The sequence below is a fragment of the Mesorhizobium sp. M0088 genome (assembly GCF_040322895.1).
Taxonomy (GTDB): Bacteria; Pseudomonadota; Alphaproteobacteria; order Rhizobiales; family Rhizobiaceae; genus Mesorhizobium.
Window position 1 is genome coordinate 132,180 of the sequence record NZ_JAMYUI010000009.1, and the last position, 24,161, is coordinate 156,340.

General features: G+C 58.7%; 15 protein-coding genes. 9 read left to right on the plus strand and 6 right to left on the minus strand.

Features of this window, described 5'->3' with window-relative positions:
- Window positions 1-132: 132 nt before the first annotated feature.
- The 3 genes from NKJ67_RS13125 (at window position 133) to NKJ67_RS13135 (ending at window position 2,658) form a co-directional block, all read left to right on the plus strand.
- Window positions 133-564, plus strand: coding sequence for a very short patch repair endonuclease (locus NKJ67_RS13125; protein WP_352581572.1), 432 nt, complete (start codon window positions 133-135; stop codon window positions 562-564).
- The gene (locus NKJ67_RS13130) at window positions 551-1,735 is read left to right on the plus strand and encodes a DNA cytosine methyltransferase (RefSeq protein ID WP_352581573.1); all 1,185 of its coding nucleotides are present in this window, start codon (window positions 551-553) and stop codon (window positions 1,733-1,735) included. Before NKJ67_RS13125 ends, NKJ67_RS13130 begins: the two co-directional genes overlap by 14 nt.
- A gap of 395 nt (window positions 1,736-2,130) precedes the next feature.
- Window positions 2,131-2,658 (plus strand): class I SAM-dependent methyltransferase, encoded by a 528-nt coding sequence (locus tag NKJ67_RS13135; RefSeq protein ID WP_352581574.1) that lies wholly within the window; start codon window positions 2,131-2,133, stop codon window positions 2,656-2,658.
- A 14-nt stretch (window positions 2,659-2,672) separates the two neighbouring features.
- Here NKJ67_RS13135 and NKJ67_RS13140 read toward each other — a convergent pair whose 3' ends face one another.
- Window positions 2,673-3,365, minus strand: coding sequence for a hypothetical protein (locus NKJ67_RS13140; protein ID WP_352581575.1), 693 nt, complete (start codon window positions 3,363-3,365; stop codon window positions 2,673-2,675).
- A 75-nt stretch (window positions 3,366-3,440) separates the two neighbouring features.
- Between NKJ67_RS13140 and NKJ67_RS13145 the strand changes: the two genes are divergently transcribed.
- The 5 genes from NKJ67_RS13145 (at window position 3,441) to NKJ67_RS13165 (ending at window position 13,121) form a co-directional block, all read left to right on the plus strand.
- Window positions 3,441-5,795, plus strand: a complete 2,355-nt coding sequence (locus NKJ67_RS13145; RefSeq protein WP_352581576.1) for an ATP-binding protein — start codon at window positions 3,441-3,443, stop codon at window positions 5,793-5,795.
- Window positions 5,792-7,474 (plus strand): DEAD/DEAH box helicase family protein, encoded by a 1,683-nt coding sequence (locus tag NKJ67_RS13150; RefSeq protein WP_352581578.1) that lies wholly within the window; start codon window positions 5,792-5,794, stop codon window positions 7,472-7,474. Before NKJ67_RS13145 ends, NKJ67_RS13150 begins: the two co-directional genes overlap by 4 nt.
- 612 nt (window positions 7,475-8,086) lie before the next feature.
- A complete protein-coding gene (locus NKJ67_RS13155) occupies window positions 8,087-9,076 on the plus strand; it encodes a hypothetical protein (RefSeq protein WP_352581580.1) in 990 nt (329 codons plus the stop codon).
- Window positions 9,077-9,513: 437 nt separating this feature from the next.
- Window positions 9,514-10,512, plus strand: a complete 999-nt coding sequence (locus tag NKJ67_RS13160) for an ATP-binding protein (RefSeq protein ID WP_352581581.1) — start codon at window positions 9,514-9,516, stop codon at window positions 10,510-10,512.
- A 23-nt stretch (window positions 10,513-10,535) separates the two neighbouring features.
- Window positions 10,536-13,121, plus strand: coding sequence for a DEAD/DEAH box helicase (locus NKJ67_RS13165; RefSeq protein WP_352581582.1), 2,586 nt, complete (start codon window positions 10,536-10,538; stop codon window positions 13,119-13,121).
- Between the two features lie 363 nt (window positions 13,122-13,484).
- Here the strand turns inward: NKJ67_RS13165 and NKJ67_RS13170 are convergent, their stop codons facing one another.
- The 3 genes from NKJ67_RS13170 to NKJ67_RS13180 all read right to left on the minus strand — a co-directional run bounded on the left by NKJ67_RS13170 (window position 13,485) and on the right by NKJ67_RS13180 (window position 22,204).
- Complete coding sequence (locus tag NKJ67_RS13170; RefSeq protein WP_352581583.1) at window positions 13,485-15,284, minus strand: hypothetical protein; 1,800 nt, start codon at window positions 15,282-15,284, stop codon at window positions 13,485-13,487.
- Between the two features lie 95 nt (window positions 15,285-15,379).
- On the minus strand, window positions 15,380-21,232 hold the full coding sequence (locus NKJ67_RS13175; RefSeq protein WP_352581584.1) for an ATP-binding protein: 5,853 nt from the start codon (window positions 21,230-21,232) through the stop codon (window positions 15,380-15,382).
- Between the two features lie 702 nt (window positions 21,233-21,934).
- Complete coding sequence (locus NKJ67_RS13180; protein ID WP_352581649.1) at window positions 21,935-22,204, minus strand: hypothetical protein; 270 nt, start codon at window positions 22,202-22,204, stop codon at window positions 21,935-21,937.
- Here NKJ67_RS13180 and NKJ67_RS13185 point away from each other — a divergent pair.
- A complete protein-coding gene (locus tag NKJ67_RS13185; protein WP_352581647.1) occupies window positions 22,191-22,379 on the plus strand; it encodes a recombinase family protein in 189 nt (62 codons plus the stop codon). The two genes, NKJ67_RS13180 and NKJ67_RS13185, sit on opposite strands and share 14 nt — an antisense overlap.
- 130 nt (window positions 22,380-22,509) lie before the next feature.
- Here the strand turns inward: NKJ67_RS13185 and NKJ67_RS13190 are convergent, their stop codons facing one another.
- Window positions 22,510-23,748 carry a hypothetical protein gene (locus NKJ67_RS13190; RefSeq protein WP_352581585.1) on the minus strand — a complete coding sequence of 413 codons (1,239 nt, stop codon included), beginning with the start codon at window positions 23,746-23,748 and terminating at the stop codon, window positions 22,510-22,512.
- On the minus strand, window positions 23,745-24,077 hold the full coding sequence (locus tag NKJ67_RS13195; protein ID WP_352581586.1) for a hypothetical protein: 333 nt from the start codon (window positions 24,075-24,077) through the stop codon (window positions 23,745-23,747). Before NKJ67_RS13195 ends, NKJ67_RS13190 begins: the two co-directional genes overlap by 4 nt.
- Window positions 24,078-24,161 lie beyond the last annotated feature (84 nt).

A 24,161-nucleotide genomic window follows, 5' to 3' on the forward strand; every position in this document is an offset into this window, starting at 1 on the left:
CTGGGCGGAGATGCTCACCGGCTGACCGACCTGCGTCAGGATCGATCGTTGCTTGTCAAGCGTGCGCAGTGCAGGCCTCGCTCAAATTTAAGGACGCTTTCCCACGGCCCACTCATACTTTATCGTTGCCTAGTGGCCGACACCCTTACTTTTCTCGAACGAAGTCAGCGCATGGCGCGCGTCACCGGCGCGGACACTAGGCCCGAACTGATCGTCAGGCGGCAGCTGTGGCACATGGGATACCGATACCGCCTCCATGCACGGGACCTACCCGGCAAGCCCGACGTTGTGTTTCGCGGTCGCAAGTGTGCGATTTTCGTGAACGGCTGCTTCTGGCACCGCCACCCCGATCCAACGTGCCGCCTTGCGCGTTTGCCGAAAAGCCGGCTCGACTTCTGGGTGCCGAAGCTGGAGGCTAACCGCGAGCGCGACGTGGAAAATATTTCGCAACTTAAAGCGCTCGGATGGCGGGTGCTGCTTGTGTGGGAATGTAGGATGAAGGATAGAGAACAATTGGGAAACAGACTTTATCGGTTTGTCGAGGGGATTGATGAAGGCGATTGAGCTTTTCGCAGGCGCCGGGGGCCTAGGACTAGGGGTTAGCCGGGCGGGGTTCACGCCGATCGAAGTGGTAGAATGGGATCGCTGGTGTTGCGACACCATTCGCGAGAACCGCGCGCGGGGATCGGATGGGGTGCGTCACTGGCCGCAGCCGCGCGAAGCTGACGTCCGCAGTCTCTCGTTTGATGGTCTCGCCGGCATCGATCTGGTCACGGGGGGCCCACCCTGCCAACCCTTCTCATTGGGAGGGAGGCATCGCGCGCAGCATGATCATCGCGACATGTGGCCAGAGGCGGTGCGTGTCGTGCGCGAGACCCAACCGTCAGCGTTTATTTTTGAGAATGTGAAGGGTCTCACTCGCGAGACGTTCGCGATCTATTTCAGCTACATTTTCCTTCAACTCACGTATCCCGAAATCGTGTTTCGTGCCGATGAGACATGGCTTGGTCATCGCGCGCGATTAGAACAGCACCACACCTCGAGCCGGTCCTCAGGGCTGAGCTACCGGGTGCTCCCGCCAAAAGTGCTCAATGCGGCCAATTACGGTGTGCCGCAAAAGCGTGCGCGCGTCTTCTTCGTTGGGTTTCGCTCGGACCTGGGCGTTGAATGGTCGTTCCCGCGCGAGACGCATTCCCGTGACGCGCTCCTATGGGATCAGTATCGAGGCGGCGATTATTGGGATCGGCATGAGATAGCTAAGCGGCATCGCCTGGCCGACGAGCCTGCGGTACGCGCTGCCGAGGCGATTACCGTTAGGCCTGCCACGCTTCCGTGGGCAACCACCCGCGACGCGCTGATCGGGCTGCCGGATCCCGAACTGTCGCCACAGGCGGCGCACGGGTTCAAGGACCACCGCTTGCAAGCCGGCGCCCGCTCGTACCAAGGACATACCGGAAGCCCGCTTGACGAACCTGCCAAGACTTTGAAGGCAGGTGTTCATGGGGTACCCGGCGGCGAGAACATGCTGCGCCGTTCCGACGGCTCGGTACGCTATTTCACGGTGCGCGAGAGCGCGCGGCTGCAGACATTCCCGGACGACTATGTATTTCACGGCTCCTGGAGCGAGACGATGCGTCAACTGGGCAACGCTGTTCCGGTCGACCTCGCCCACGTAGTGGCTTCGTCAGTTCGCGAACATTTGAATCGAGCGAACGCCCATGCCGGCCGAGCATGAGTTATCCTATCTATCATTCACTCCCGTCTATGATCTTCGGGAATGCGTTGCCGCCGGGTTGTTCTGCGGTCGGTAACGCGATCTCGTGTTGTCCGCCATTCAATTCTGTTGGCCGAACCGAGAACACCCGGAACAATCACCGTGATGTGGTCGGATCGTCAATTCGATTCGCCTACATTACTAGTGTACATGGACTAGGCGGGCGCTAGAGCGATCTAATGAATGTTACCCAAAACAAGTCCCATGCGGTCATGGCCCAAAGGTACGAGGCCGCCGATAGTTTAGACGATTTTCCGACTCCACCGTGGGCCGCTCGGGCGCTCATCGAGCATGTGCTTGGAGTAGATGACGTCGGGTCGATGAGTTGTCTCGAACCCGCGTGTGGACGCGGCCACATGGCTGAAGCGCTGAGACCCTACTTTCGTACGCTGGAAGTGAGCGACATCGGCGGCTTCGGATACGGTGATCGCCGCGATTTTCTTTCGCTTGAAAGCCGCCCGATCACCGACTGGGTTATCACCAACCCGCCCTTTCGCTTGGCTGAGGACTTCTTTCTCCGCGCTCACGAAATCGCGCGCGTCGGCGTCGCCCTTCTAGTGCGCACCGTCTTTCTCGAGAGCATTGGCCGACACCTGCGGCTCTTCTCCAAATTCGCTCCAACAATGGTCGCTCAATTCTCGGAGCGAGTGCCGATGGTAAAAGGGCGGTTAGACCCAAAGGCGTCTACTGCGACCGGATACGCCTGGATCGTCTGGCGAAAGCCACTGATTTCGGACACCCGCCTTGTCTGGATACCGCCTTGCCGCAAAGCGCTGGAGCGTAGCATGGATTATGAGCCCGGGTTTCTCAGTCATTCCTCCGTGCCCGGGAATGTATCAGGTGAGTCGCGCGGGATTTTCAAAGATCTATTCTCAGACCTTTAGGCGCATATCGTCAGTCAGATAGCTCCATGCTCGATCAGGGCGTAGAGCCCATCGCGGAATCGAGCGTTAACCGCCTCAATCGCGGCCTGAACAGGAAAATCGAAGTGCTGATCGAGGTCATCTCCGACCAACGAGAATGGTTCAGGGATGGACCGTAGCCCGTAGTAGAATACGATGTTGGCGGTGGCGCCTCGCGCCGGGATCCCCATCGAACGGGCATAGCCCCTGAGATGCATTTGGGTGCGCAGAAGCTCGTTCAGGATCAGGCGCTTTTTCCCAGCATCATATTCGCCGTTGCCACGTTTCACATTGTACGACCCGATACTGCCGTTAGCGCTGTCGAAAACGAGAAGATCAACCGGTATGGTTTGATCATACTCGCCATATGAAATTGATATCTCTCTATAGGCGGCGGGCGGCATGGCTTTTTGCAGTTCAAGTCGGGAAGCTGGGCTGAGTTTGAATTCGTCCTCGGTCCATACTTGGAAACGTCCGCAATCCTTCAATCTCTCAAGCAGCGCGCGGCCCAGGATCTGGCCATGTCGCTTGTAGGCAGAACTAATAATGCTTGTCGCGCGTGAATACTTCGCGCCTCCGATTGGATCGGCTCGAAAGCTCGTGTCGGCCAGTTTGGTTAGCGCCGCGTTTAGCGTCGGCTGCATCCGCACCAAGAAGGCCTCAAGATCTTCTGTATGTCGCTCTTTCATCATCGCCCCCGGAACTTGTATCATCTACGGTGGTACACGCACTACCGAATCGACGGGGGGACGATGGCGCAACCAATGCCTGAGACGGCCGGCACGAGGGAGTTTGATCTCGCTCCTTCGCCGCGTGTTCTCCCGATGCTCGGCGAAATCAACCTCGACCAGTGGCGGTGCATTGGTGAGTTGGTGGACAACTCGATTGACGGCTTTCTTCACGCGAAGCGACGTGGCGAAGGTATAGGCGATCCCGTCGTCCAGATCACCCTTCCGGAAGCTGACCGAGAGGAGGCCGTCGTTCAGATCGTCGACAACGGTCCGGGAATGACGACCGAGAACCTCGAGAAAGCCGTGAAGGCGGGTTGGTCTGGCAACAATCCCACCGACAATCTCGGTCTTTTCGGAATGGGGTTCAACATTGCAACCGCGCGCTTAGGCCTGACCACTGAAGTGTGGACGACCCAGGCCGGCGATGCGGAATGGCATGGTCTTGAGATCGATTTCGATCGCCTGCAGCGTCAAGGGAATTTCCGAACCCCGTTGCTAACTACGCCGAAGCCCGACACGTCTGTCCACGGAACGAAGATTATCATACGTCGGCTTAAGCCGGCTCAGCGCCAGTGGCTTGCGAAGTCCGGCAATCAATCACAGCTCAGAAAGAGGCTGTCGCAAGCCTATGCCGCGATGCTCCGACCTAATGGCCACCCAATTGAGTTCAAGCTGTATCTAAATAACCGCGTGGTCCAATCGCGCCCGTTTTGTCTTTGGGGGGAAACTCGATCAGCCGAGTTGCCCGACCTTGGCGAGGTGCTCGCTGTCCAAACGTTCAACTATCCTCTCGGCGATCGCCACCATTGCATATCTTGCATGAACTGGGTCGCAATCCCGACAGCCGCGCCCGAGGTGTGCCCGGTGTGTGGAGGCGAAGGAACTCTGCAGAGACGAGCACGGCGTGTACATGGTTGGATCGGCCTACAACGCTATGCGGATACCGTCGACTTCGGCCTCGATTTCATCCGGAACGGACGGAAGATCGAGCTCAGCAGCAAAGACCTCTTCATCTGGCGCGGCGACAACGGTGAGGAGCCTGAATACCCGATCGATGACCCGAGCCGACGCGGTCGGTTTGTGGGCGAAATCCACATTGATCACTGCCGAGTGAATTTCGCCAAGGAACGCTTCGACAGGACTGACCCGGCTTGGGATGAAATGGTGAAGCTCATTCGTGGCGAAGGGCCGCTACGTCCAGAGAAGGCTCGAGAACTCGGGCACACCAACAACAGCAGTCCTCTCTTCAAGCTTTATCGAGCGTTCCGCCGAATAAGGCCGCATAGCAGCGTCGCTGGCGGTTGGAGGCGCCTCCTGGCGGTCCCCGACAATGGGATCGCCAAGGAACTCTCTCAAAAGTTCTATGACGGACATCCCGATTATCAGGAGGATACCCATTGGTGGCGCCTCATCGAGGAGGCCGAGCGGCGGCTGCTTACAACGTCCGGCGCGCCGGGTGACGACAGTAGTGATGACGATGAGCTGCCGGAAGGCTTGCTCGACGAGCCTGAGCAGCCACAAGCGGAAGCACCACAGGTCCCGCCACCACCCTCGCCAGACTATCGCGCGCAACGGCGCGAGGCTCCGAGCCTATCCAGAACCTATGTCTACGCCCCAGCTGGTCAAACCTTCACCGTTAGGGCGTTTGAGTGCGTCGCGCATGATCCAGACATCGGCACTGACGCCGCCTGGAGTCTCCTTATGGGCGACGTCGCGACCAGGACCTATCATTTCTTGTTCAAGCCAAGAGCCGATGTGTTTCGTTCCATCACGCTCGAACCTCTAGACGCGCTTCTCATCGAACTCTCGTTTCTCACCGGCGAGTATCTGCGGACCGCGAAAGTAGCGCCTTCCAATGCGGCGCTGCTAGGTTACTATCGTGAGCACTACGCCCAGACGGCAAGCTTAGACGCTAGAATGATCGCGTTGGACGCGAGCGACGCGCTATCCACATTGGCTAGAGCGATTCTCCACAACATGCCAGGCACTGAAACCAGCAAGCTGTTCGACGCCCTCACTGTTGAGCAACGGTCCGATGTCATGCGAGCACTGGCTCGAAAAGGTATCGCGCCCGCAGCTCCAATCGCGGACGGCTCGTTTCTCACCGCCGCACCTGTGACGATCCTCGGGCAGATTATCGAGGCGTTCCCGAACCTCGTCTTCGACGGAACGTTCTGGGACACACCCTATTCCTCGCTTGACTATGGTGACGCCCAGCTTACCGAGCGCGCTAAACAGCAAGTCATCGACCGAGCGAAGTCGCTCGTCTCGGACGCCTCTTGGCTCGCGGAGGCTGACAGCACAATTCTAGGCGACATTCGCAAGGAGGAGCTGGTCCGAGGATTGATGTCCGTCAGTCTCCTGCGTCCTGACCGGGAAATCCTGTGAGCCACCCGTTCCTCGATGAGCGCCGCCTGCTCGACGGTCCATGGCAGGCTTTTGAGCGCGACGTCGCAAGAGCGTTTATGTTTGCGGGGTTCGACGATGTCCGCATCGTCGGTGGCACCGGCGACATGGGCGCCGATGTCGTGGGCGTGAAGGCCGGCCAAGTTTGGGTTGTCCAATGTAAGTTCACGAGCACCTCATCACCCCCGAAAGCAGCGGTCGAGGAGGTGCTCGCGGCTGGCCGATTTTACGAAGCCCATCGCATGGCTCTGGCGACCAGCCGCGCGCCAGGCAAAGCCCTTATCGACGAGTTGGCCCGTGTAAAGGAACTTGGGTTCAAGGTCGAGCTGCTCAGCCCAAACAAACTTATGCAGATTATGGCGAGCGTACCCGATCTGCCGCCTGCGCGCAGGGAATTACGACCCTATCAGGACTACGCTTGTGATCGTCTTTTTGCTGCGCTGGAGGAGACAGGTCGAGGCCAACTTGTCCTGGCGACGGGGCTGGGAAAAACGGTCGTGATGGCCGAGGTCGCATCGCGCCTTTTTGACGCCGGCGCCCTAGAAAACAGACGCATCCTAGTTCTCGCCGACAAGCGTGAACTTGTTCGCCAGCTCCAAATCGGGTTCTGGGCACAGCTGCCGAAGAACGTCGCCACACATCTTCTCGCGCCGGAAGAGGAACCTGCCTACTGGGAGGGAGTCACATTTGCGACGGTTCAGACGGTTCACAGCCGGGTTGAGAAGCTGCCGGAATTTGACGCTGTCTTCGTGGACGAGGCGCATCACATAGGTTCGCGGACATATCAGGAGGTGTTGCATAAACTCGCTCCTAAGCGGCTCGCCGGCGTGACTGCCACCCCATGGCGCGGCGACGAATTCGACATTGATAGCGTCCTTGGCCAACCTCTTTCTCGCGTTGGCATCGCTGAGGGTTTGAAGTTTGGTTATTTGAGCGAGGTCGATTATCGGCTGCTTGCTGATAACATTGACTGGGAATTTATTCAGAACGCCTCGGCCTATGGCTACACGCTGACTGAATTGAACCGGCGGCTGATTATTCCCACCCGGGACGAAGAAGCGGCTCGCATCTTCGCCGACGTCTTCAAGCAGGAGAACCGCAAGTCCGCGCTAGTCTTCTCGCCGAGCGTCGATCACGCGGAGCACTTCACTGCGACGCTTCGCCTGTTCGGCTTCCGGTCTGAAGCGATGTTCGGAGCCTCGCCAGCACGCGAGCGAGACAAGCTGATGTCGCAATTTAAGAGGGGTACCATTGATGTCCTCTGTACGGTCGATCTATTCAACGAGGGCGTCGATGTACCCGACGTTGATCTGATCGCGTTCATGCGCTCGACCCACAGCCGTCGCATTTTCGTGCAGCAACTGGGCCGCGGTCTTCGGATAAAGCCAGGCAAGGACAAGGTGGTTATCCTTGATTTCGTAACAGATCTGCGCCGCATTGCCGAAGTCACCGAACTGGAACGAATGGCGGGACTAAACGCGCCGACCGAGAAGCTGCCATTGGGCGGCCATCTCATCGAATTCGCGGATCGGTCCGCCGGCTCCCTCCTGATGGAATGGGTCAAGGACCAAGCGTCCCTGTTGCTTCGAGAAGGGGATCCTACGTTAGATTTGCCCAGCTTCGAATATCCGAACACGCTTCCGCACGGGGGCGTGCATTGACCGTCCCGAGGGAAATCCGAGACGTGATTAGGGAGCGCCTTTGGCAAACGGCAGACCGCCTCCAGTGGGATTCGCTCACCCAATCGGAGAAAGCGCGCCATTATCAGCAATGGACCGACAGCGATATCGGCCGAACCCTCGCCGCCCACATGGATGCTCGGTCTGTAAGGGTCTATATCAAGGACACGCTCCTCAAAGGCTTCAGCCGCCAACAGCTTAACCTGCATGAAGGCCAGGTATTGCGCGTCCTACAGCGACTCCGCCAAGACGTCGTGGAAAGCTTCATAAAACCCCATGGCTTTCGTTTCACCGACGGCGCGTTTGTGGCGTGGGGACGAGCGGACGATTGGAAATCGCTACTAGGTGCTCTGTTCGAACGATCTTACGGAACTCGCGGCACGGAACTAACAGCATTTCTATTTCGAGCCGCGCCGAGGTACGTTCGCCCGTCAACCCGGGAACTCGTGGAAGCAGCCGCGCACTGCCTTGGAATAACCAAGTGTGTTTGGTTCGACTGACGAGCGTAGAGTTCGGCGACATGGGCCAACCCTCCCACATCGGCGTCCCAGCGCGTGGTACTCCCTCTAGATCAATCAATGGATGTCACCGACCATGGCACGCGCCATCAACGGGCAGCAAGCAAGAAGAAAGCGCGCCCTGCTGGATTCCAGCATATGGCGGTACGTGATAGATGGGGGCGAGCAAGGAGCGCTCTTGCAAGCCGCTCGCCATGGTAGCTACACGGTTCAGATTGCCCCAGCCGTGGTCTACGAGGCTCTACGCCTTCGTGACGTGCCGCTACGCAATCGATTAATCTCTCTTATGACGAATCGCCGTTTCGAGCGCTTGATGCCCGAAGCGTATAGCGAGGCTATGGAGATATTGAGTGAGGTCCAGCGGCTCAGGCCGGACTGGCTCCGCCCGCAGCCCGACAAAGATTTCTTTGATCGCAGCCGGAGAGACTGGTCTCGAAAGATGGGAGGATTCTGGGTCAGGTGCGCACGATCACCGGAAGAGGAAGCCATCCACCAGCAAGCGGCAGAAGGCACATTGCTCAAACGAGCCTTCGAGCAAATCAAAGGGGCGCGCAAGGAGATGATGGAGGTAGGCTGGAAGACCAACCCATCAATGGACAAGACGTTCGCAGCGCTGCCCTATCCAGTTCCCGGCTGGAACGGCGAGATGGTAGAAGCTTGGCGGATCGAGAGCTGGGCGTGCGTGACCTATGCGTTGTCCCGCCCCGGAAATGCCTATCGCGACTGGATTGCACCCTTCGTTGAAGCTGACAGCGGGCTACTGAATAGCCCAGAATGGGTCGAGTTCTGGCTACACCTCGTCAGCTTGGAAGCTCTGCCCCGACAGTGGATGCGGTGGGCGCATTCCTTTGCTCAGCGATTCCGTAAGGTGACTGAGGGCTCGGGGGCGGACAACCAGCTCTTTACCTACCTATTGGAAACCGACCGGGTGATCACGGCGGACAAGGCGCTCCTGGATATCCTTGAGGAGTGCCGTCCATTTGCGCCCCATCCTCTGCCGATAGGGCAGTTGGTGCCAGCAGGAGTTCCGGGCGTCGAATTGGTGCTCAGTATTTTGGCGAAATGAGAGTCGCGATAGGAGCGCGTCGCGGTACTCGAATCGACCTGAATATTCCGGGCGCGATCGCCGACAGCGGGTTGATATCCAGCACCGGCTTGTTGGCACTGCCCTTGAGCCGGTCTAGAACCGCCGGGCTTCGGGCATTTCGAATAGGACCGACTTCGTGATCGTATCTAAATATTTGTCTCGTCTCGACTTGATCCGCGTCGGCCCTGGTGGACGAAGCCTTACCTCGGATGGGTCGCGCTATCTAGCCTCGCCTTCGCCACTCGATCTGCGTGACAGGATCTCACATCGTATCAGCTGACTGGGATCGCCACTCCAGCACAGGTGCGCGCCCACCCGGGTTTCGCTTCGGGACAATCAACTGCAGCTATCAAAATCTTAGGGAAATCGATACATTAATGTAGCACTTGAAAGCGGCAGCAAAACGAAGTGTCGGAATGATCCATAAGATTAGCGTTCCAGGCTCTGACAACGATTATCTCGGCTTTAGTTCGTTTCTTAAGGAACTGCCGGAGAAAGGCGCCTATGAATTTGACTTCGGCGCCGTGGGTTTTGCTACTCCTGCTTGGATGATTGTAGTCGGGAATGCGCTTCGCCAGTTCCGAGAGGAGCGACCTGAGGCACAACGAACAGCAACTAACTACAAACATCTCGGTTACGCGGCGCACTCAGGCTTCTTTCAATTTTTTGGTCTCAATTTTGGTTATGCTCCTGCTGCCGTAAAATCTACGGACCGGTTCATTCCAATTACCAAGATAAAGACCGATGACATCCGAAATCAAGCGTTCGGCGAAAAGCGGCATCATGGGGATGTAATACAAACTGCATCCGAAGAGCTTGCCGAAGTACTCCTTCAGACCAAAACCGGAGATGCATTCGATACGCTTGCCTACTCTCTTCGCGAGATCACCCGGAACGTGATCGAGCACAGCGGATCAGAAGATTATGCGTACGCCTCGCAATATTGGCCTGCGTCTCAAAGGGCAGAAATTATTATTAGCGATCGCGGCATGGGGATTGCGAAATCGCTTTCATCACACCCAAAGCATTCCACTATCGACGACCTAGAAGCTATTCGGCTCGCAGTTCAACCAGGTGTTTCTTCCAAGACCTGGCGAAATCAGCGCTCAGGCGATGCTTGGGCTAACAGTGGCTATGGCTTGTATATGGTGAGGGGCCTGTGCGCGTACGGCGGCTCCTTTTCGCTCCTGTCCGGTTCGAAGGCTGCGACTTGGAAGGATGACAAAGTTGAGGTTGCTGATACTCACGCCCTCGGCACGACTGTGATCATGCGGTTGGATGGCAGCGCGTTTGGGGCATTATCCGACCGCCTAGCCGACTTACGGAAGAAAGCGACCAAATTTGACAATGCCGCAGCGCGGACAGAGCCGTCAACAGCATCCATGTCGTCAAAGGTCCGACCGACTGCCGAGTAACACATGCATTTGGGGGAAGTGCAATGAACATGAAGGAGGCGTTCGATTCGATTGTTGCGAGTGGAAAACTCACGATTGTCGAGCGGATTGAGACCGAAGGCAGGCGCGAGCTTATTCGCAAACTCCCGACCGAGTTTAGTCGCGGCCCGATCCGCAACTGGCTCAAGTCAAAATTCGGTCAGGCTGATACAGCTTGGAACCACCAGAGCTTGGCCCTCGACAAAATTGCGGGCGGCTCGAACGTAGTCATTGCAACGGGTACCGCATCAGGGAAGTCGCTGATCTTCCAACTCGCCATTGTGCGGGAATTGCTTGAAGGTGATGGGCTAGCAATCGTCGTATACCCACTCAAGGCGCTGTTGTCAGATCAGCTGGCGCGTTGGCGGAGCCTAGTGCGCGACTTTGGACTTCCTGACAATACTGTCGCCGAATTGCACGGCGATGTCAGAATGGACGAGCGGCAAGAAGCCTTGCGGTCAGCGCGTATTCTCGTCGTCACGCCTGACATTTTGCAGGCCTGGTTCATGCGGCAAGTGTCCGCGCCCAGTTTCAAGGAATTCCTAGCGAAGCTTCGCTACCTCGTCATCGATGAAGCACACGTTTACGAATCAGTGTTCGGCAGCAACGCGGCCTATCTTTTCCGTCGTTTTCTCGTTGCGCGGCGACGCGCAGCGCAAGATAGGCGGTCACCTATTCCGCTCCAGATCATCGCGGCAACCGCAACCATCTATGCGCCCGTCGACCACATGGTCTGCCTGACAGGATGGAACTTCGAGGTGGTGATGGAGGAGGAGGACGGCTCGCCGAGCCACGGTCGCACATTACTGCACATCGATGGTCCTGAATCGGGCGGTCCTGGGGAAGCAATGTTAGCCGACGTTATCCGCGAGATGTCGCATGCTGATTCGGACTCCTTCCTCGCATTCCACAACTCTCGGCAAGGAGTGGAGCGGGTAACCCGATCCATTGGGCACGACGATATTCTCCCCTATCGCAGCGGATATGAGGGGCAGGACCGCAAGAAAATTGAGGAGCAACTTCGACGCGGCGCATTGCGCGGCGTGGTAGCCACCTCGGCGCTCGAAGTGGGTATCGACATCAGTGGGTTCACCGTGGGCATGAATCTCGGAGTGCCGCAATCAAAGAAGGCATTTCGGCAGAGAGTTGGTCGCGTGGGTCGTGCTTCGGCCGGCGTATTCGCCGTGATCGCGCCGCGTCACGCCTTCACCCAGTTGGGTTCGAGCTTTGCGGAATACTACGCCGGATCCGTCGAACCGTCCTATCTATACTTGGATAATAGGTTCATTCAGTTTGCACATGCCCGTTGCCTCATGGACGAGTCGGAACAGCTTGGTTTTAACGACAACCAAATCCCACCTGGGATTCAGTGGCCGGCTTCCTTCGAAAAGGTATATGCCCTTGCAAAACCTGGCGTTAGAAGACCAAGGGAATACGAGTTGATCGCGCTCCTTGGAGCCGACTCCCCACATTTCAACTATCCCCTCCGCCAAGTGGGTGAAGCCAACTACAAGCTGAAAGAGGGCTCTCGTAGCGATCCCGAGGCAATAGGGGATATTGCTCTTAATCAGGCAATCCGAGAAGCTTATCCTGGGGCTCTTTACCTCCACCTGAAGCGCCCGATGAAGGTTCGGGAATGGAAGTCCAGTTCCTATGATCGTTCGATACGCCTAGAGGATGCAAAGAGCCAAACATTAACGCGACCAATCCTGCACAAGTCGGTCAATGTGGGCACAGGCACAGAAGAGGTAGTATCCGGTCGACTCCTAACAGGTGGAACCGGACTGCTAGCTGAAGTCTCTCTACAGGTGAATGAAGCAGTTTTGGGCTTCCAGATTGGTAGCAAACCTTTCCTATACAAGGACTTGCGAAGCCAAGACCCTGCCATGACAAAAAAACAGCGGGAGTTCGGCACAACCGGCCTCGTGCTTAGAATTCAGGAGCCGTGGTTCGCGGGGAGCGGCCCGCAGGCAAATGTGCGAGCAATGGTAGCAGAGGCGTTGAAACAGATGCTTCTGCGGGAGAAAAGCATCGCCCCGACCGACGTTGACAGCGCGCACACCCACATCGCGTTCTATCAGCAGGGTGTTCCTCAACGGGCAACCGACACCATAGTGGTTTACGACAGCATCTATGGTGGCCTACGGCTCACTGAGCCGCTGTTCGAAGAGTTTGGTGAGTACCTTGAACGCCTTGGCAGGGCGGCCGATATGGCGGGAACAAATGCGCTGGTTTCGAAGGAGGTTGTTGAAAAGCTAAGCGGGTGGTTCGTTTCGTTGTCTGAAGGAGAGGCTCGAACGGATCAAAAGCTTGTCGCACCGGACGGAGAACTGATCGTATTTGAGCCGGGCAGCATAGTGAGCGTCCGTATCGCAGGTGCGTTGATTGAGCGCGAGCTTCTTGAGCCAAGACTGTTTATGCTCGGCGATACTCAAATGTTGATGTATCGCTATAAGAACCGCGGAGACGGCGACGCTTGGGTGCCGCATGAGCAAGTTGAGGCCACGGGCCAGGATTGGAAACATGTATTCTGGAATCCCGAGACGGGTGAGTATGTAGATCCGGAAAGGCTGTCAGGTGACAGCTTCTGAGGGGTAAACCACGGTTGAGCGGATCAGCTATGTGTTTGAAGGCAATTCGCAATCGCTGGACCATGCCCTCGTTCTCTTAGGCGAGGGCCATTCAGCCACCATGAACACTCTGTATGTGAATTCTCACCAGACTACGTCGCGACAAAGTAACCACGATCCTGAACTTGTGCGTTTGAAGGTGGAGTGAAACCGAAAACGACGTCACACGGTGCGCTTGACCGCTGCAAGATGGCTCTTTGAGTTCATGTCGGGCAAGGAGCACCAGCGAGGCTAATCCGCGATGCTCGCGTCGTGATGAACGATCGCGTTAAGGATCGCCTCGTACACCTTCGCGATCTGTCTCCTGTATGAATCGATCCGGATTTATGCAGACGTCGCCTCGAAGTACGGTCGGTCCTCGCCGTAAAGTAGCTGGGCGAGATCCTCTGCCGTCGGCGGCACGGGTCGCATTGCTGTCTCATCCAGATCCGCGAGATTCCAGATAATCTTCAGATCCTCCAACCACGCGCCGCAGATCGAATAGAGATAGTGCGCATCTTTCTCAGTCGCTTCGGTGTAGGTATGGGAAGCCGCATTGCGGAAACGGACAACCAGCTTCTCATGGAGAGGAACGACGTGTCCCGCATCTGTAAGCCCCAGCGTGGACGCGTCGCTGTTGCGCGCGCCTGCGACCAGCGCTGGCACGATGACCAGCAGCTGAGTCATGGTGATCGGCTGCCCGGGCACAGGCGGCTGGAAGGCATCCTTCCGGCCGAAGTAGATCTGATAGTCGAGCTCAGGAAGCCGATCTGGAGCTGAGCGCACGTCGAGCCCGAGCGAATAGGCGAGCGCCTGCAGAATTGATTCGGGGACAACAGCCGCGTCCCGCACCCGCCTAGTCGGGGAATCGCTCCGTCCAGCCTTCTTGAGAAAGGTCGCCACGACGAAGACAAAGAGTTTCTTTACCTCTTCGTCGGTCGCGCCTCGCGCAAGAACGTCCAGCCGCACGTCAGGGCTGATGCTGGTGTCTACCGCCGCCTTCACTCGACGTGCCCAGCCGACAAGCGCCCGCACCCACTCGGCGTGCCGCCCAATCGGTGACCTTTCGGTGAGAAGCGCCTGGCCGATGCGCTCGATTGTCGTCCAGTCAATCCCAAGCAGGCCAATGTTCTCGGCGTAGACCGCTCGCAGCATGTCGACCAGCTGTGCAAATACCTTGAGGTGCGGCGAACGCTGGTCGAGCAGAGAAACCATCGCGGCGGCCGCACTAAAGTCCTCAGCGTAAAGATGCTCGAGCACCTCGGTGTAGCGGCGCCAAGGACCATCCCTGCCCCTTAGCAGAAGGCGGCTAAGCACGGGCGATGTGGCGATTAGCCGACCCGAGGAGGTCCTTCGCACAAGAAAGCCGGCGCTTTCCGTGTTTTCGAGATAGTCTTCCTGGGATGGCTGAAGCTGGCCAGTCGCCAGCCGGACCCGCAGTTCATCGCAGTCCGGCAACTCTGGATCGATCGCGTTCTCGAAGAAGGTTTCGAGCTGGTTGCCGATCAATGCGCACGCCCGCTCCGCGACGCCTGGTAGGCCATCGTTGCCGCAGGTCAGCAACGCCTCGAACACCTTGTCCGGCCCGCCTGCGTACCGATGAAGCTGGTAACCCTCGGCGGTCGTGAGCCCAGCAGCGGAGGCGGCGCTAATGAAGTCGTCGCGCGTGATCGGGCGCAAAGCTACTTCGTCGTGGTTGTCCCCATAGGCCGAGTTCACGAAGGGGAAATGGCCCGCCCGGCTGAGCTTCGTGCGCAGCGCCTGATAGCGCAATGTTGAGAATGCAAGCGTCGTCAGTAGACCGTCATGTTCGAGAGAGCGCATTGTCGAAAGCATTGAAAGCAGATGATCGTCAGCGATGCGGGCGAATGCGTGAAACCGGTTGATGATGACGACCGGATGGAGCCCTTGCTCATGCGCGCTCTCGATTAAGGCCATCAGCTGGTCGGAGGGATACTCCTCTGAGCCGGTCACGCTGGCATCGAATTTGGCTAGCTGCCGACCCAGCCGATGCACGAAGTGGCGGGTCGAGCTGACATTGTCAACCGTGAGCGAAACGAGCGCAGTGCGTTGATTGTCGCTGCCTCCCGGCAGCCGGATGTTCTCCGCACACCATATCTTGACGCTCTTGGCCGCACCGTCCATATCGCATCCAGCCGGAACGACGAGGAGGAAGGATCGGCCGGGTTGGACGGCCCAGGTCGTCGCCACGCGTCCGGCGAACCAGCTGACGTCGGTCCTCAAGCGCCCGCTCGCTGATGGCGCAGATTGTAGTTCTGTCGATGCCGCAGCGCGCGAAAGCCTTCGGCGAAAATGGGGACCCTGAACCGGTACATCGCTTGGCGAGGCATCTCGAGGATATTCAGGTCGACGAGCTTGATAAGTCGCTGTTTCCACGCATCCGGATCATCGAGTTCAAGCAAGGATTGGTCAATGATGAAGTGCTGCTGCGCTTCATCGGCGACAAGCGAGCTTGAGTTCGCGACGCGCCACAGGAGAAGCCAGAGGAGGTCCTGCTCGCGCTCCCCCTGCAGACCGAGCATGTGCTCGATGGGCTCGAGCACATTGTATGCCTTAAACGGCAGCTCCGAGATGCGGTCAGCGATAATCGCGGCAACTCCGCGTCGAACATCGGACCGCGTAACCGGACCCGAGCGGACCAAGGCGGTAGTCGCCGCGCCGACCTGCCACATAAACTGCGGCATCCCAGCGCACATATAGATAGCATGGCGTACGGCCTCTGCGTCAAACCGCACATAAGGCTGAAGTTTATCGGGCGCGACCATGCGGCGGGCGAGTTCGTAGTCGAAGATGCCGCCAAGCTCGACTTGCCGCGAGCTGCCGAAGAAGGCGTTCTTGTAGGATTTTGCAAATTCGGCGATGTGATTGCTCCCCGACAGCAGGAGTCCGACAGCAGGTGAGGATTGCGAGACCTCACGCATGCTTTGGAGGAATTGCTCCAGTTCCAGCCGCTTCGCGCCGCCAGCTCGATACGGAAGGACTAAGGTTTCCGCCTCGTCGATTAGGTAGACAACCCGACTGACACCACCAAGACACTTCAGCAATGCTTCGCTGAGTAGGATCAGGCTGTCGGCTAAGCTGTCGGGCTCACGCAGGTCCGCGAGCGCCTTTCGGACTGCGTCCTTCTCCCCGCCAAAATGCTGCTGTAGCTTCTCGCCGACATGGCGATTATGATCGTGAAGGCCAAAGCGCCTTTTGCTGAGTGCATGCAAGATCGTCGAATAGATCACGCTGCCGACGTCGCGTTCGGGATCCATCAGCGCGGCGCGCTTCTCAGCGATTGAGAAGTAGACCGTCACCGTTCCGTTCGGTACGAGACGCCGGTGCTGTGCATGGAAAGCATAGAGCAGTGAGGTTTTGCCGATGCGGCGCATTCCTGTAAGAAGCACTGGACTTGGCCGTCGCGCCGCGACCAGCGATTCGGTGAGCTGCTCCAACTCTTCGAACCGCCCGATGAACGCGTCGTCCTGCGCCGGTGTGCTCTCGACGCCGGGGTAGGTATCTAGGAGCGTCTCGTTGTCAATTCGCCGCAAACCGCTCGCCTCGCGGCTCACGCGCATGAGCGAGCAGAGAACGTCTCGGTTGACAAGCTCGCCGGTCAGCAGGCGGGCGCTCGCGCGCAGCCGGAAACTGTCCTTTTCCAGTTCTGCGCCACGCCAGCTCTCGCCGAATGCGATCGTCACCGACCACTCGCCGGGCATGTAAATCGGTTGGTCTGATACGGTGAGGCGCCGCGAGCCATCTGTAAAGCTCACATCGTCCTCCGGGAACAAATTGAACTCGAGGCGCTCGGGCACCATGCCGCGAGGCCGAACCGACACCGCGACTATCACGTTGTTGGGCTGGCGCTGATCGAATCGCAGGACGATGTCCTTCTCAACCTCAACGTCGAGATCCACGTCCAGCGACACGCCTGCGCTGGGCAGGTTCTTGACAAACAATCGGAAGGGTAGCGTCCGGGCCGATCCGGCGACTTGCTCGGCGACTGCTTCCGACATGGGGATGAGGTCCGGACGTTGCGCGGCGACCGCGCGCAGTTCGAGCAGCTGTCCTAGGCGCGGCCTGATGCCCGGATCGTGCCTCTGCGCCAGGAAGAGGATGTGTTCGTCAAGGCGCTTGTCATGGAGAAACGTAAGAAACGCAGCACGCAGCTGGCCGGGATCCGCGGTTTTGGTCGGCGCTTCCCAAATCAGATCGATCACGTCACGCCCCAACACGCCCATGCAGAGCTGCTCAAGGACCCTGGTCGCTTGAGAGGCGCCTTGCAGAACGCCGATCAGTTCGCCGCGCCGACCAAACAAGGGGGCCCAGGAGCCATCGGGCGCGGGATTGGCGGGCTCAGCGCCTGGACTCTGTCCCGCCGCCAGCGCTGCGGCAAGAAACCGAGCGGCGATGTCAAGCTGGCGCTTGAGCGGCAGAGCTCGGCTGACAACCTGTCCGCCGGCCCCAAGTAGCCGTGCTGACCCGACTAGGCCCGGAGCCGCCGCCATAGTGTTCTTTTTCTCCAGCGCGAGCAGCGTATCCCCGAACTCAGCGAGATCATCGAGCCGCCGTGCCTCTTCCTGACTGGCTTGGCTCCGAAGGCCCCGGCAGTTGGCCGACAGCGCCGCCCAGTTCCCTCTCTCAACAATGGCGGCAAGCTCTGGGCTTTGCGACGAGGGGGCGGCTGCGGAGATCGCGGCACCCATCATCTCATCGGGCGATCCCTCCTCCACCTCGCCGATTGCGATCAACGCATGGAAGCAGCTGACGGGATCAGGCGACTGGTCTATGCAATCGCTCGCCTCGAGGACGTGCTCCAGGACATTATAGATGTCCTCGCCTTCGCCGATCGCCTTGAGCGTGGTGGATTGCTCAACGATAAAGCGTTGGAACCAGCGAACTATATCTACGATCGAAGTGCGCGCCCTGGCTTCAAAAGCTGCGGAGGACTCGATCCAAGTCCTCAACTTCCCGGCGGGCGCCTCCAATAGGTCCACTAGGTCCCGAGCACGATCAGCGGGCAACCACAGATCCGGGTTCTCCGTCTGGGCAACAAAGCTCCGCACTTCCGCGCCGATGGCGGGGTTATCGAGCGCAGGATGAAGCGCTCGTTCTACGAGAAGCAGGTGTGACCGTTCCCCGACGCGCTGCTGCAGTTCCGTGCGCCATCGCGCTTCGAGGTCCTTCGCGGTCCATGAGGCGCTCACCCCTTCGACGCCCGCCTTGAGCAAGATGCGCAGCAGCTCATTCGCCTCGGGGTCGAACGGCGCTTCTGACAGCGGCCTTGGACCGCGCTCTTCAGCTTCGGTGAGTTCGAGCTCAGTCAGCTCCAGATAGGCGCAAGCGTCGGCCAAGTCGGTTCTATCGAGCGCCGCCCTAATACCTTGGCCCCCGATCGATGCCGCGACCACATCCTCGCCAAACCTCGTCTCCAACTCCGCCAGCTGCTGTCTGAGGGGGGCGGCTGCTACGGTAATGGACGTTGTCACACGGTCTCGGAGCGCCGTGCGAACGTCTTCAGCGAGCGGCGCCTGCTCAACGAGCGAGATGGCAGCGGGGTACCGCTCTCGCGAGAGCAGTTCCTCGACGACGATTGAAGCCGTCGGCGACTCGTCCGCTGCCCAGCAGCGGAGGCTGAGCGCGCACACGTCAAGGCGCGTCAAGGGGTCCTCGAGATAGAACTCCGGCAGTAGCAGAGACTCCTGCACGCGCAAGCTGTCAGCTTCGGTCCAATACTGCTGCGAAAGAGGCGTCGCATCGCCCAACAAGGTAGGCTGAAGGTCGTCTCCATCGGGATCGAGAAGCATCGAACGGATCTGCTGCTCGAGCCATGCTTTGCCGCCTCGGGGGCCGGGCGCGGTGGAGAGCGTGGAGACGTGCTCAAGGAGAGAACGCTTGAATGCGCGACGGCGGCTTTGATTATCCGGTCGTACTACGGCAGCATAAGCATTGAGCAGATCACCTCCTATTCGGAGGTAGCGCTCCAGCGCTGCTTCATGGCGCTTCTCTACCCTGGCCGACCTTGCAACCGTCTCTTTTATCGTTTCCACGGCATAGCTCAGAGCGTCCTCGACATTGAATGTCTGCGCGAGCCTCATGGCTTCGGCCGGGACAATCTTGCCGCCGTGAAAAATAGGCGCGAAGAACTGCTCCCGCGCGATCTCCTTGAGCTGATAGTAGATGTTGGCCGAACCTAGCGAGGTCGTCGCGAATACCAGCAGCGCTTGCGCGGCGCCGTCGTCGAGCGGCCGGTCGGCACGAGCAAGGCGTTTGAGCTCTGCACCTGCGCCGACAACATCAAGATGCCTCACGATTGCGCCTACGAGTTCCGCAATGGGGTTCCCGACTAGCTCTGCATCTCCCAGCCGGCTGGTCGGATCGGTGATCGCGGCGAGCGGACCGAACTCGACAAGATCAAGGAACCGCTCAGCAGCCATGATGCGTTGCAAGACCGGATGCTGATCGATCGCCACGGAGGCCGGATTGAAGAAGGTCAAAGCGGCGCGACGAGCGTGGAGATCCTCCTCTTCTGCCAGCGCGCGCTGGCAGAAGTCGATAAACGCCGCGCCCGTCTCAAAGCCAAGCCGAAAGAGCAGACTGCGCTGCACAGACCACTGCTGGGCTGGCATTTCACGCAGCAAGCTCGCTATCTCGAGACTGCTAAGCCCCAACAGCCACTCCGCCGCCGACCCTGGAGGGCTAGCCTTTAGAAAGACCTTGGCCTCGGCAACGAACGCCGCCTCTGCATCGGCGTGCGCAGCTATTTCTGCCCTCAGGGACGGTAGACGGCGATATGCGTCCACCAACTGGTGAAAATCTTTCGCCTGGGCGACAATCGGGGCCCACAAGCCCTGCTCTTGGGGCGTAAGCCGCGCGGATACGAGTTGATCCATTCCGTCGACGCGTATGGCAAGGTCGCACAACTGGTCGGGCGACGCCTGGTCAACCAGCTGCACCAACCATCCCGCAACTGGTGCTTGCGCGATGCCAAGTGCGCGCTCGAGCTGCCGCCGAACCTGCGCGCGCCGGGCTTCCAGCTCTGTCGCAAGTTGCTCGCGGCCCGTTCGAACTTGCTTGATGATGCTCAGAAACTCATCATAGTCGCTCGACGGCAGCGCCACGATCTTGGCTATCGCAATTGTCGATGGAAGCCCGCGTATAGCTTCTTCAGCATCGCTCGCTTCCGCCTTCCTGCGTCGTAGGATTTCGATCGCTTCGATCATGTCAGATCGCGCTGGCGCAAGCTCAGCGAGAGCGCAATCTGCTAGCGTTGCCATGATCAACCGAGGACGGAACTCCCACTGCGTCGCTCGTTGCGCATCATCCTCCACCTGCGGCTGCGGCATCAATTCGATCCCAGGTGCCGGGCTATCAACCGGAACGGCGGGCGCAACACTTGCATGTTCGTCGCGGAGTTCGGAGAAACAGATGACGCCGAGCTCGGCCGCACCCTGAAGCAATTGGATCGCCTCTTCGCGCGGCAGTTTCGAGGCAAACAGGAGAAGCGCTCTCCCCAGATCAGGATTCTCGACGGGTGTAGGAAGTTTCCCATTGACCGCTGCGCCAACGAAAACGTCGAATGTGATAAAATAGCCATTCTGGTTGAGGTCAGGGCGCGGGATGCTCACGTCTAGTGCCCATTTCGTCAGCGCGTCGAACGCTGGATTGTTGCAGTGCCAGCTCCATATCAGGTCTGGCAGCGTGCTTTCGATCGGAAAACTTCGTCGGCGCTGCCGGCCGCGCGCGTAGTCGTCTACGTACACGTCGATGGAAGGAAGTTGCGCGCGCCCGATGGGACTGTCGGCGAAGGCTAGGGCAAGGGCGCGGTCGCGCAGCGGCTGCGGGTCGCCACTGGTTTGCGTCGTTCTCTCCACCGTAAGGCCAAGTCGCTTGGCGTTGTGCTTGAGCGCCTGCCGTACAGCCGAGGTTGACCACTTGCGAAGGGCCGGCAAGGTTTCAAATATCGCTGAGCGAACAACATCAGCGTCGATCAGCTGAGGCGGAAGCGGCCCGTCAGGATCTAGCGGCCAGCATTTTATGAGCGGCAAAGACTGCTCTTGCAGCTCGCCCGTCCTTGTCGATGCAGCCACTAGAATTTCCAACCCCTCCTCGGCAAATACAAAACCATCCAAATGATGCGACGAGTCGCGCCTAGGCTTCCTTATCCAAGAAGAGCAGATTTGCCGCCAGATCAATCCGCCCTAAGCAGCATGAACACTTTATTTGTTACTCGTTCCGGACGGAGGGACGGTGACCAGCAAACGCGCGTGCTCTCCTGCTTCCCACGCGATAGGCGGGACGTCCCTCCATTTCTGCCCAGTTTCAGAACTATCGGAGAGAACGGCCTACGATCGGGAACGGCGCTGACCTGGTCATTTATCGTCGGATGATCCATGTGCGGCTCTGGGCGAAAGCAGACGCAGGAATTTTAGCTGTCGCACACCGCATATCCGACTAGCATTGCCCCACATGCCACCCCCGCCCCCGCCGCCGACACCCCCCGGGGCGGGTGTCGACCGTCGCCGGAGCGGCGTGTTCCTGTCTGCTATCATCCCCAAAATCGTGGGAGGAAAACCAGCATAGTGTCCGTTGGGTACACCCCAACGGTGAGTTGATCCCTTGCATCAACCCACCGGCTGTCGTCGTTGGCGACGTCGCCCTCGCAGAATATCAGATGTGGCTCATCGCTCCCGCGCCTGAGCTTTGGACCAAGATCAAGTTTCTTCAGCCGGTGGTAGGCCTTGGCGCACGGGCCGGTCTCGAGATCGAAGCGGATTTCCCAGAACCACCCGTCAACCCGATTCGTCGTAATCCTCCGGGCCGATCCCGTGCTTTTCCCAGATAGCGTGGAATTCGAGTTCGGTGGCGTATGCAATGCCTTCCTGGTGAAGAATTCGCCCCAGGTCGGCGGCGGGCAGACATCCCAAGGGCCGATTGCGAGAAGGGTAGCCCTGCTCCCCACCGTCATACCAGATATGTGCGGGGCGAAGCTGGGCAATCCGCGGAATGCGAGCGATGCGGCATTGGCAGGGCGGCAGGCTCAGGTCGATGCGGCCAACCACTACGCGGCAGGAGTTCTACCCGACCATCGCCAGGCTGAGCGAGGCTGCCGCAACGAGCTATCGGGGGATTGCCGATGCCCTGAACGGGCGCGGAGTCCGAACTGCGCGAGGGGGACGTTGGCAGGTATCGAACGTCCGCTATCTAGTAGCGAGAGCGCCGACAGGCTTTTGCTAGATGGGAATTTACTCTCGACACCGCTCGCATGGACGGCCGCACACCCATTTCGCCGGTATCGACGCGCCTGAGTTCCCCCGCAACTACGCCCGATAGGGGTGGCGCAAAGTTGATCGCGCGACTGGTTGGCTCAGTATTTGAAGTTCAAGCGCATCGTGAGAGCCTCTTCATGTACGCGCTCTTTCCGGTCTGTGCCGTAAACATACTCCGTCGAGACTGAAGTAAAACCGGCCGGATCGATGTTATAGAACAGACCCGCGCCATATTGGTCAGTGAACTCATAGGTGACGGCTTCCCAGTAGAGATTGGCGAAGGCCTTGGCGTACAGACGCTGGTCGAACATCGACGGCAGCAGATTCGCCGTGAATTCGATATCGGCTCCGAGCCAGACATAGTTGGATTCGGGGTCGAGGTTGAAGCTCCCCGCATCAACCGTGCGCAGGCCATCTACTCGGAAGATTGGCGACCAATACCATTCGAGCCACGGGTTTCCGCGGCGCGTGATGCCCATGTGGAGACGCTCGTCGACCGGTTCCCATGTGAACTCGCCGCCATAAGCGAAACCATTGCCGTCGAAATCAGTCAGGACGTACACGCCCGCCGTCAGATACTGGTAGCGAAACAGCCCGCCCTGAAGCTCAAGTTGCCCGTCAAGGCCGAATTGAGCATTGCCTCTCGAAGGTTCGTCAAAGCCGATGTTGCCGGCCAGGTCCGCGTAAGTCGCGAGAGAAAAGCCCGAGGCGAACGCGTCATCCAAGTCATTGCCGGGACCAAAGTCGCGGCACGTGTTGCGGAACAGGACGAACGCGGCGGCGGCATCTATCGTCGCCGAGGTCACATTGTCCACAAAGTCCCGGTCAAGTACAAACGACGCTCCCGCCTTTTCCTTCACGCCGAGTTTCTTATTGTATATCGACATGTCGATCTTGTCGCGCCTGATGAAAAACCGATCTTTCACCTCACATTCCGGATCGAGCTGCTTGGTCGCGGTATCTAGCGCCTCGTCGATGCTTGTTAGGTCAGGGATCTTGATCTCGCCGACGGGGGCGCGGTCGTTCTCTAGAAGTTTGTCGTCGACGAGCGCAAGCACGCCAAGGACGGCGCGAGAGACGGCTTTCTTCTCCGCGTCGGCATAGATCATGGCGATCTCGTTGTCGCTCAGCCGGCCGTCGAGCGGAGCGTTGTCGTACTGCCTCAGGATCGGACTCGAGATGTGGAGGGCGAGCACATGCATCTCCTTACCCGCCTCAAGAAAACCGTCTCGATCGAGATCGAAGCGGGAGGCATCAGTATCTTGGCCCGCCGCGGGTGAATGCAGAACGAGCCAGAGAATTGCCGACAGACCGGCGGTCGAACAGCGAGCGCTCATCCGGCCCTCACGTTCCAACTGTGGTCCTGATACTCGTCCACAATCACGGTGATGACATCGAGGACGGTTTCGGCGTCGCGCAATTCGCCAACTGAGATGCCCATTCCATTCACGGCGTTGAAGTCGGCCCTGAATGCGGGATCGCTATTGATCATGTTGGGCAATATATTCGCCGGGTTGCCACCGGCGAAGAATTTGGTTAGCGGGTCCGTTGTATTGACCCCTATGGTTCCGTTTGGGTCCAGAATCTTTCGGACCCGCCGGCCAATCTGACCGACCCTAATGGTTCTGGTATCGCGACTGAATGCATAGAGTTCCCCAAGACGCATGTTAACCCTCCCCAAACTCCAACCAAAGTTAAACACAAGTCGAACCCCCACACTAGGAATATCTCGACCCCAGGGCGATTTCGA

Coding starts and splice junctions, on each gene's coding strand:
- NKJ67_RS13130 (WP_352581573.1), top strand. CDS start 551: ATGAAGGCGATTGAGCTTTTCGCAGGCGCCGGGGGCCTAGGACTAGGG.
- NKJ67_RS13135 (WP_352581574.1), top strand. CDS start 2,131: ATGGCTGAAGCGCTGAGACCCTACTTTCGTACGCTGGAAGTGAGCGAC.
- NKJ67_RS13140 (WP_352581575.1), bottom strand. CDS start 3,365: ATGAAAGAGCGACATACAGAAGATCTTGAGGCCTTCTTGGTGCGGATG.
- NKJ67_RS13145 (WP_352581576.1), top strand. CDS start 3,441: ATGCCTGAGACGGCCGGCACGAGGGAGTTTGATCTCGCTCCTTCGCCG.
- NKJ67_RS13155 (WP_352581580.1), top strand. CDS start 8,087: ATGGCACGCGCCATCAACGGGCAGCAAGCAAGAAGAAAGCGCGCCCTG.
- NKJ67_RS13160 (WP_352581581.1), top strand. CDS start 9,514: ATGATCCATAAGATTAGCGTTCCAGGCTCTGACAACGATTATCTCGGC.
- NKJ67_RS13165 (WP_352581582.1), top strand. CDS start 10,536: ATGAACATGAAGGAGGCGTTCGATTCGATTGTTGCGAGTGGAAAACTC.
- NKJ67_RS13170 (WP_352581583.1), bottom strand. CDS start 15,284: ATGGACGGTGCGGCCAAGAGCGTCAAGATATGGTGTGCGGAGAACATC.
- NKJ67_RS13185 (WP_352581647.1), top strand. CDS start 22,191: ATGCGGCCAACCACTACGCGGCAGGAGTTCTACCCGACCATCGCCAGG.
- NKJ67_RS13190 (WP_352581585.1), bottom strand. CDS start 23,748: ATGAGCGCTCGCTGTTCGACCGCCGGTCTGTCGGCAATTCTCTGGCTC.
- NKJ67_RS13195 (WP_352581586.1), bottom strand. CDS start 24,077: ATGCGTCTTGGGGAACTCTATGCATTCAGTCGCGATACCAGAACCATT.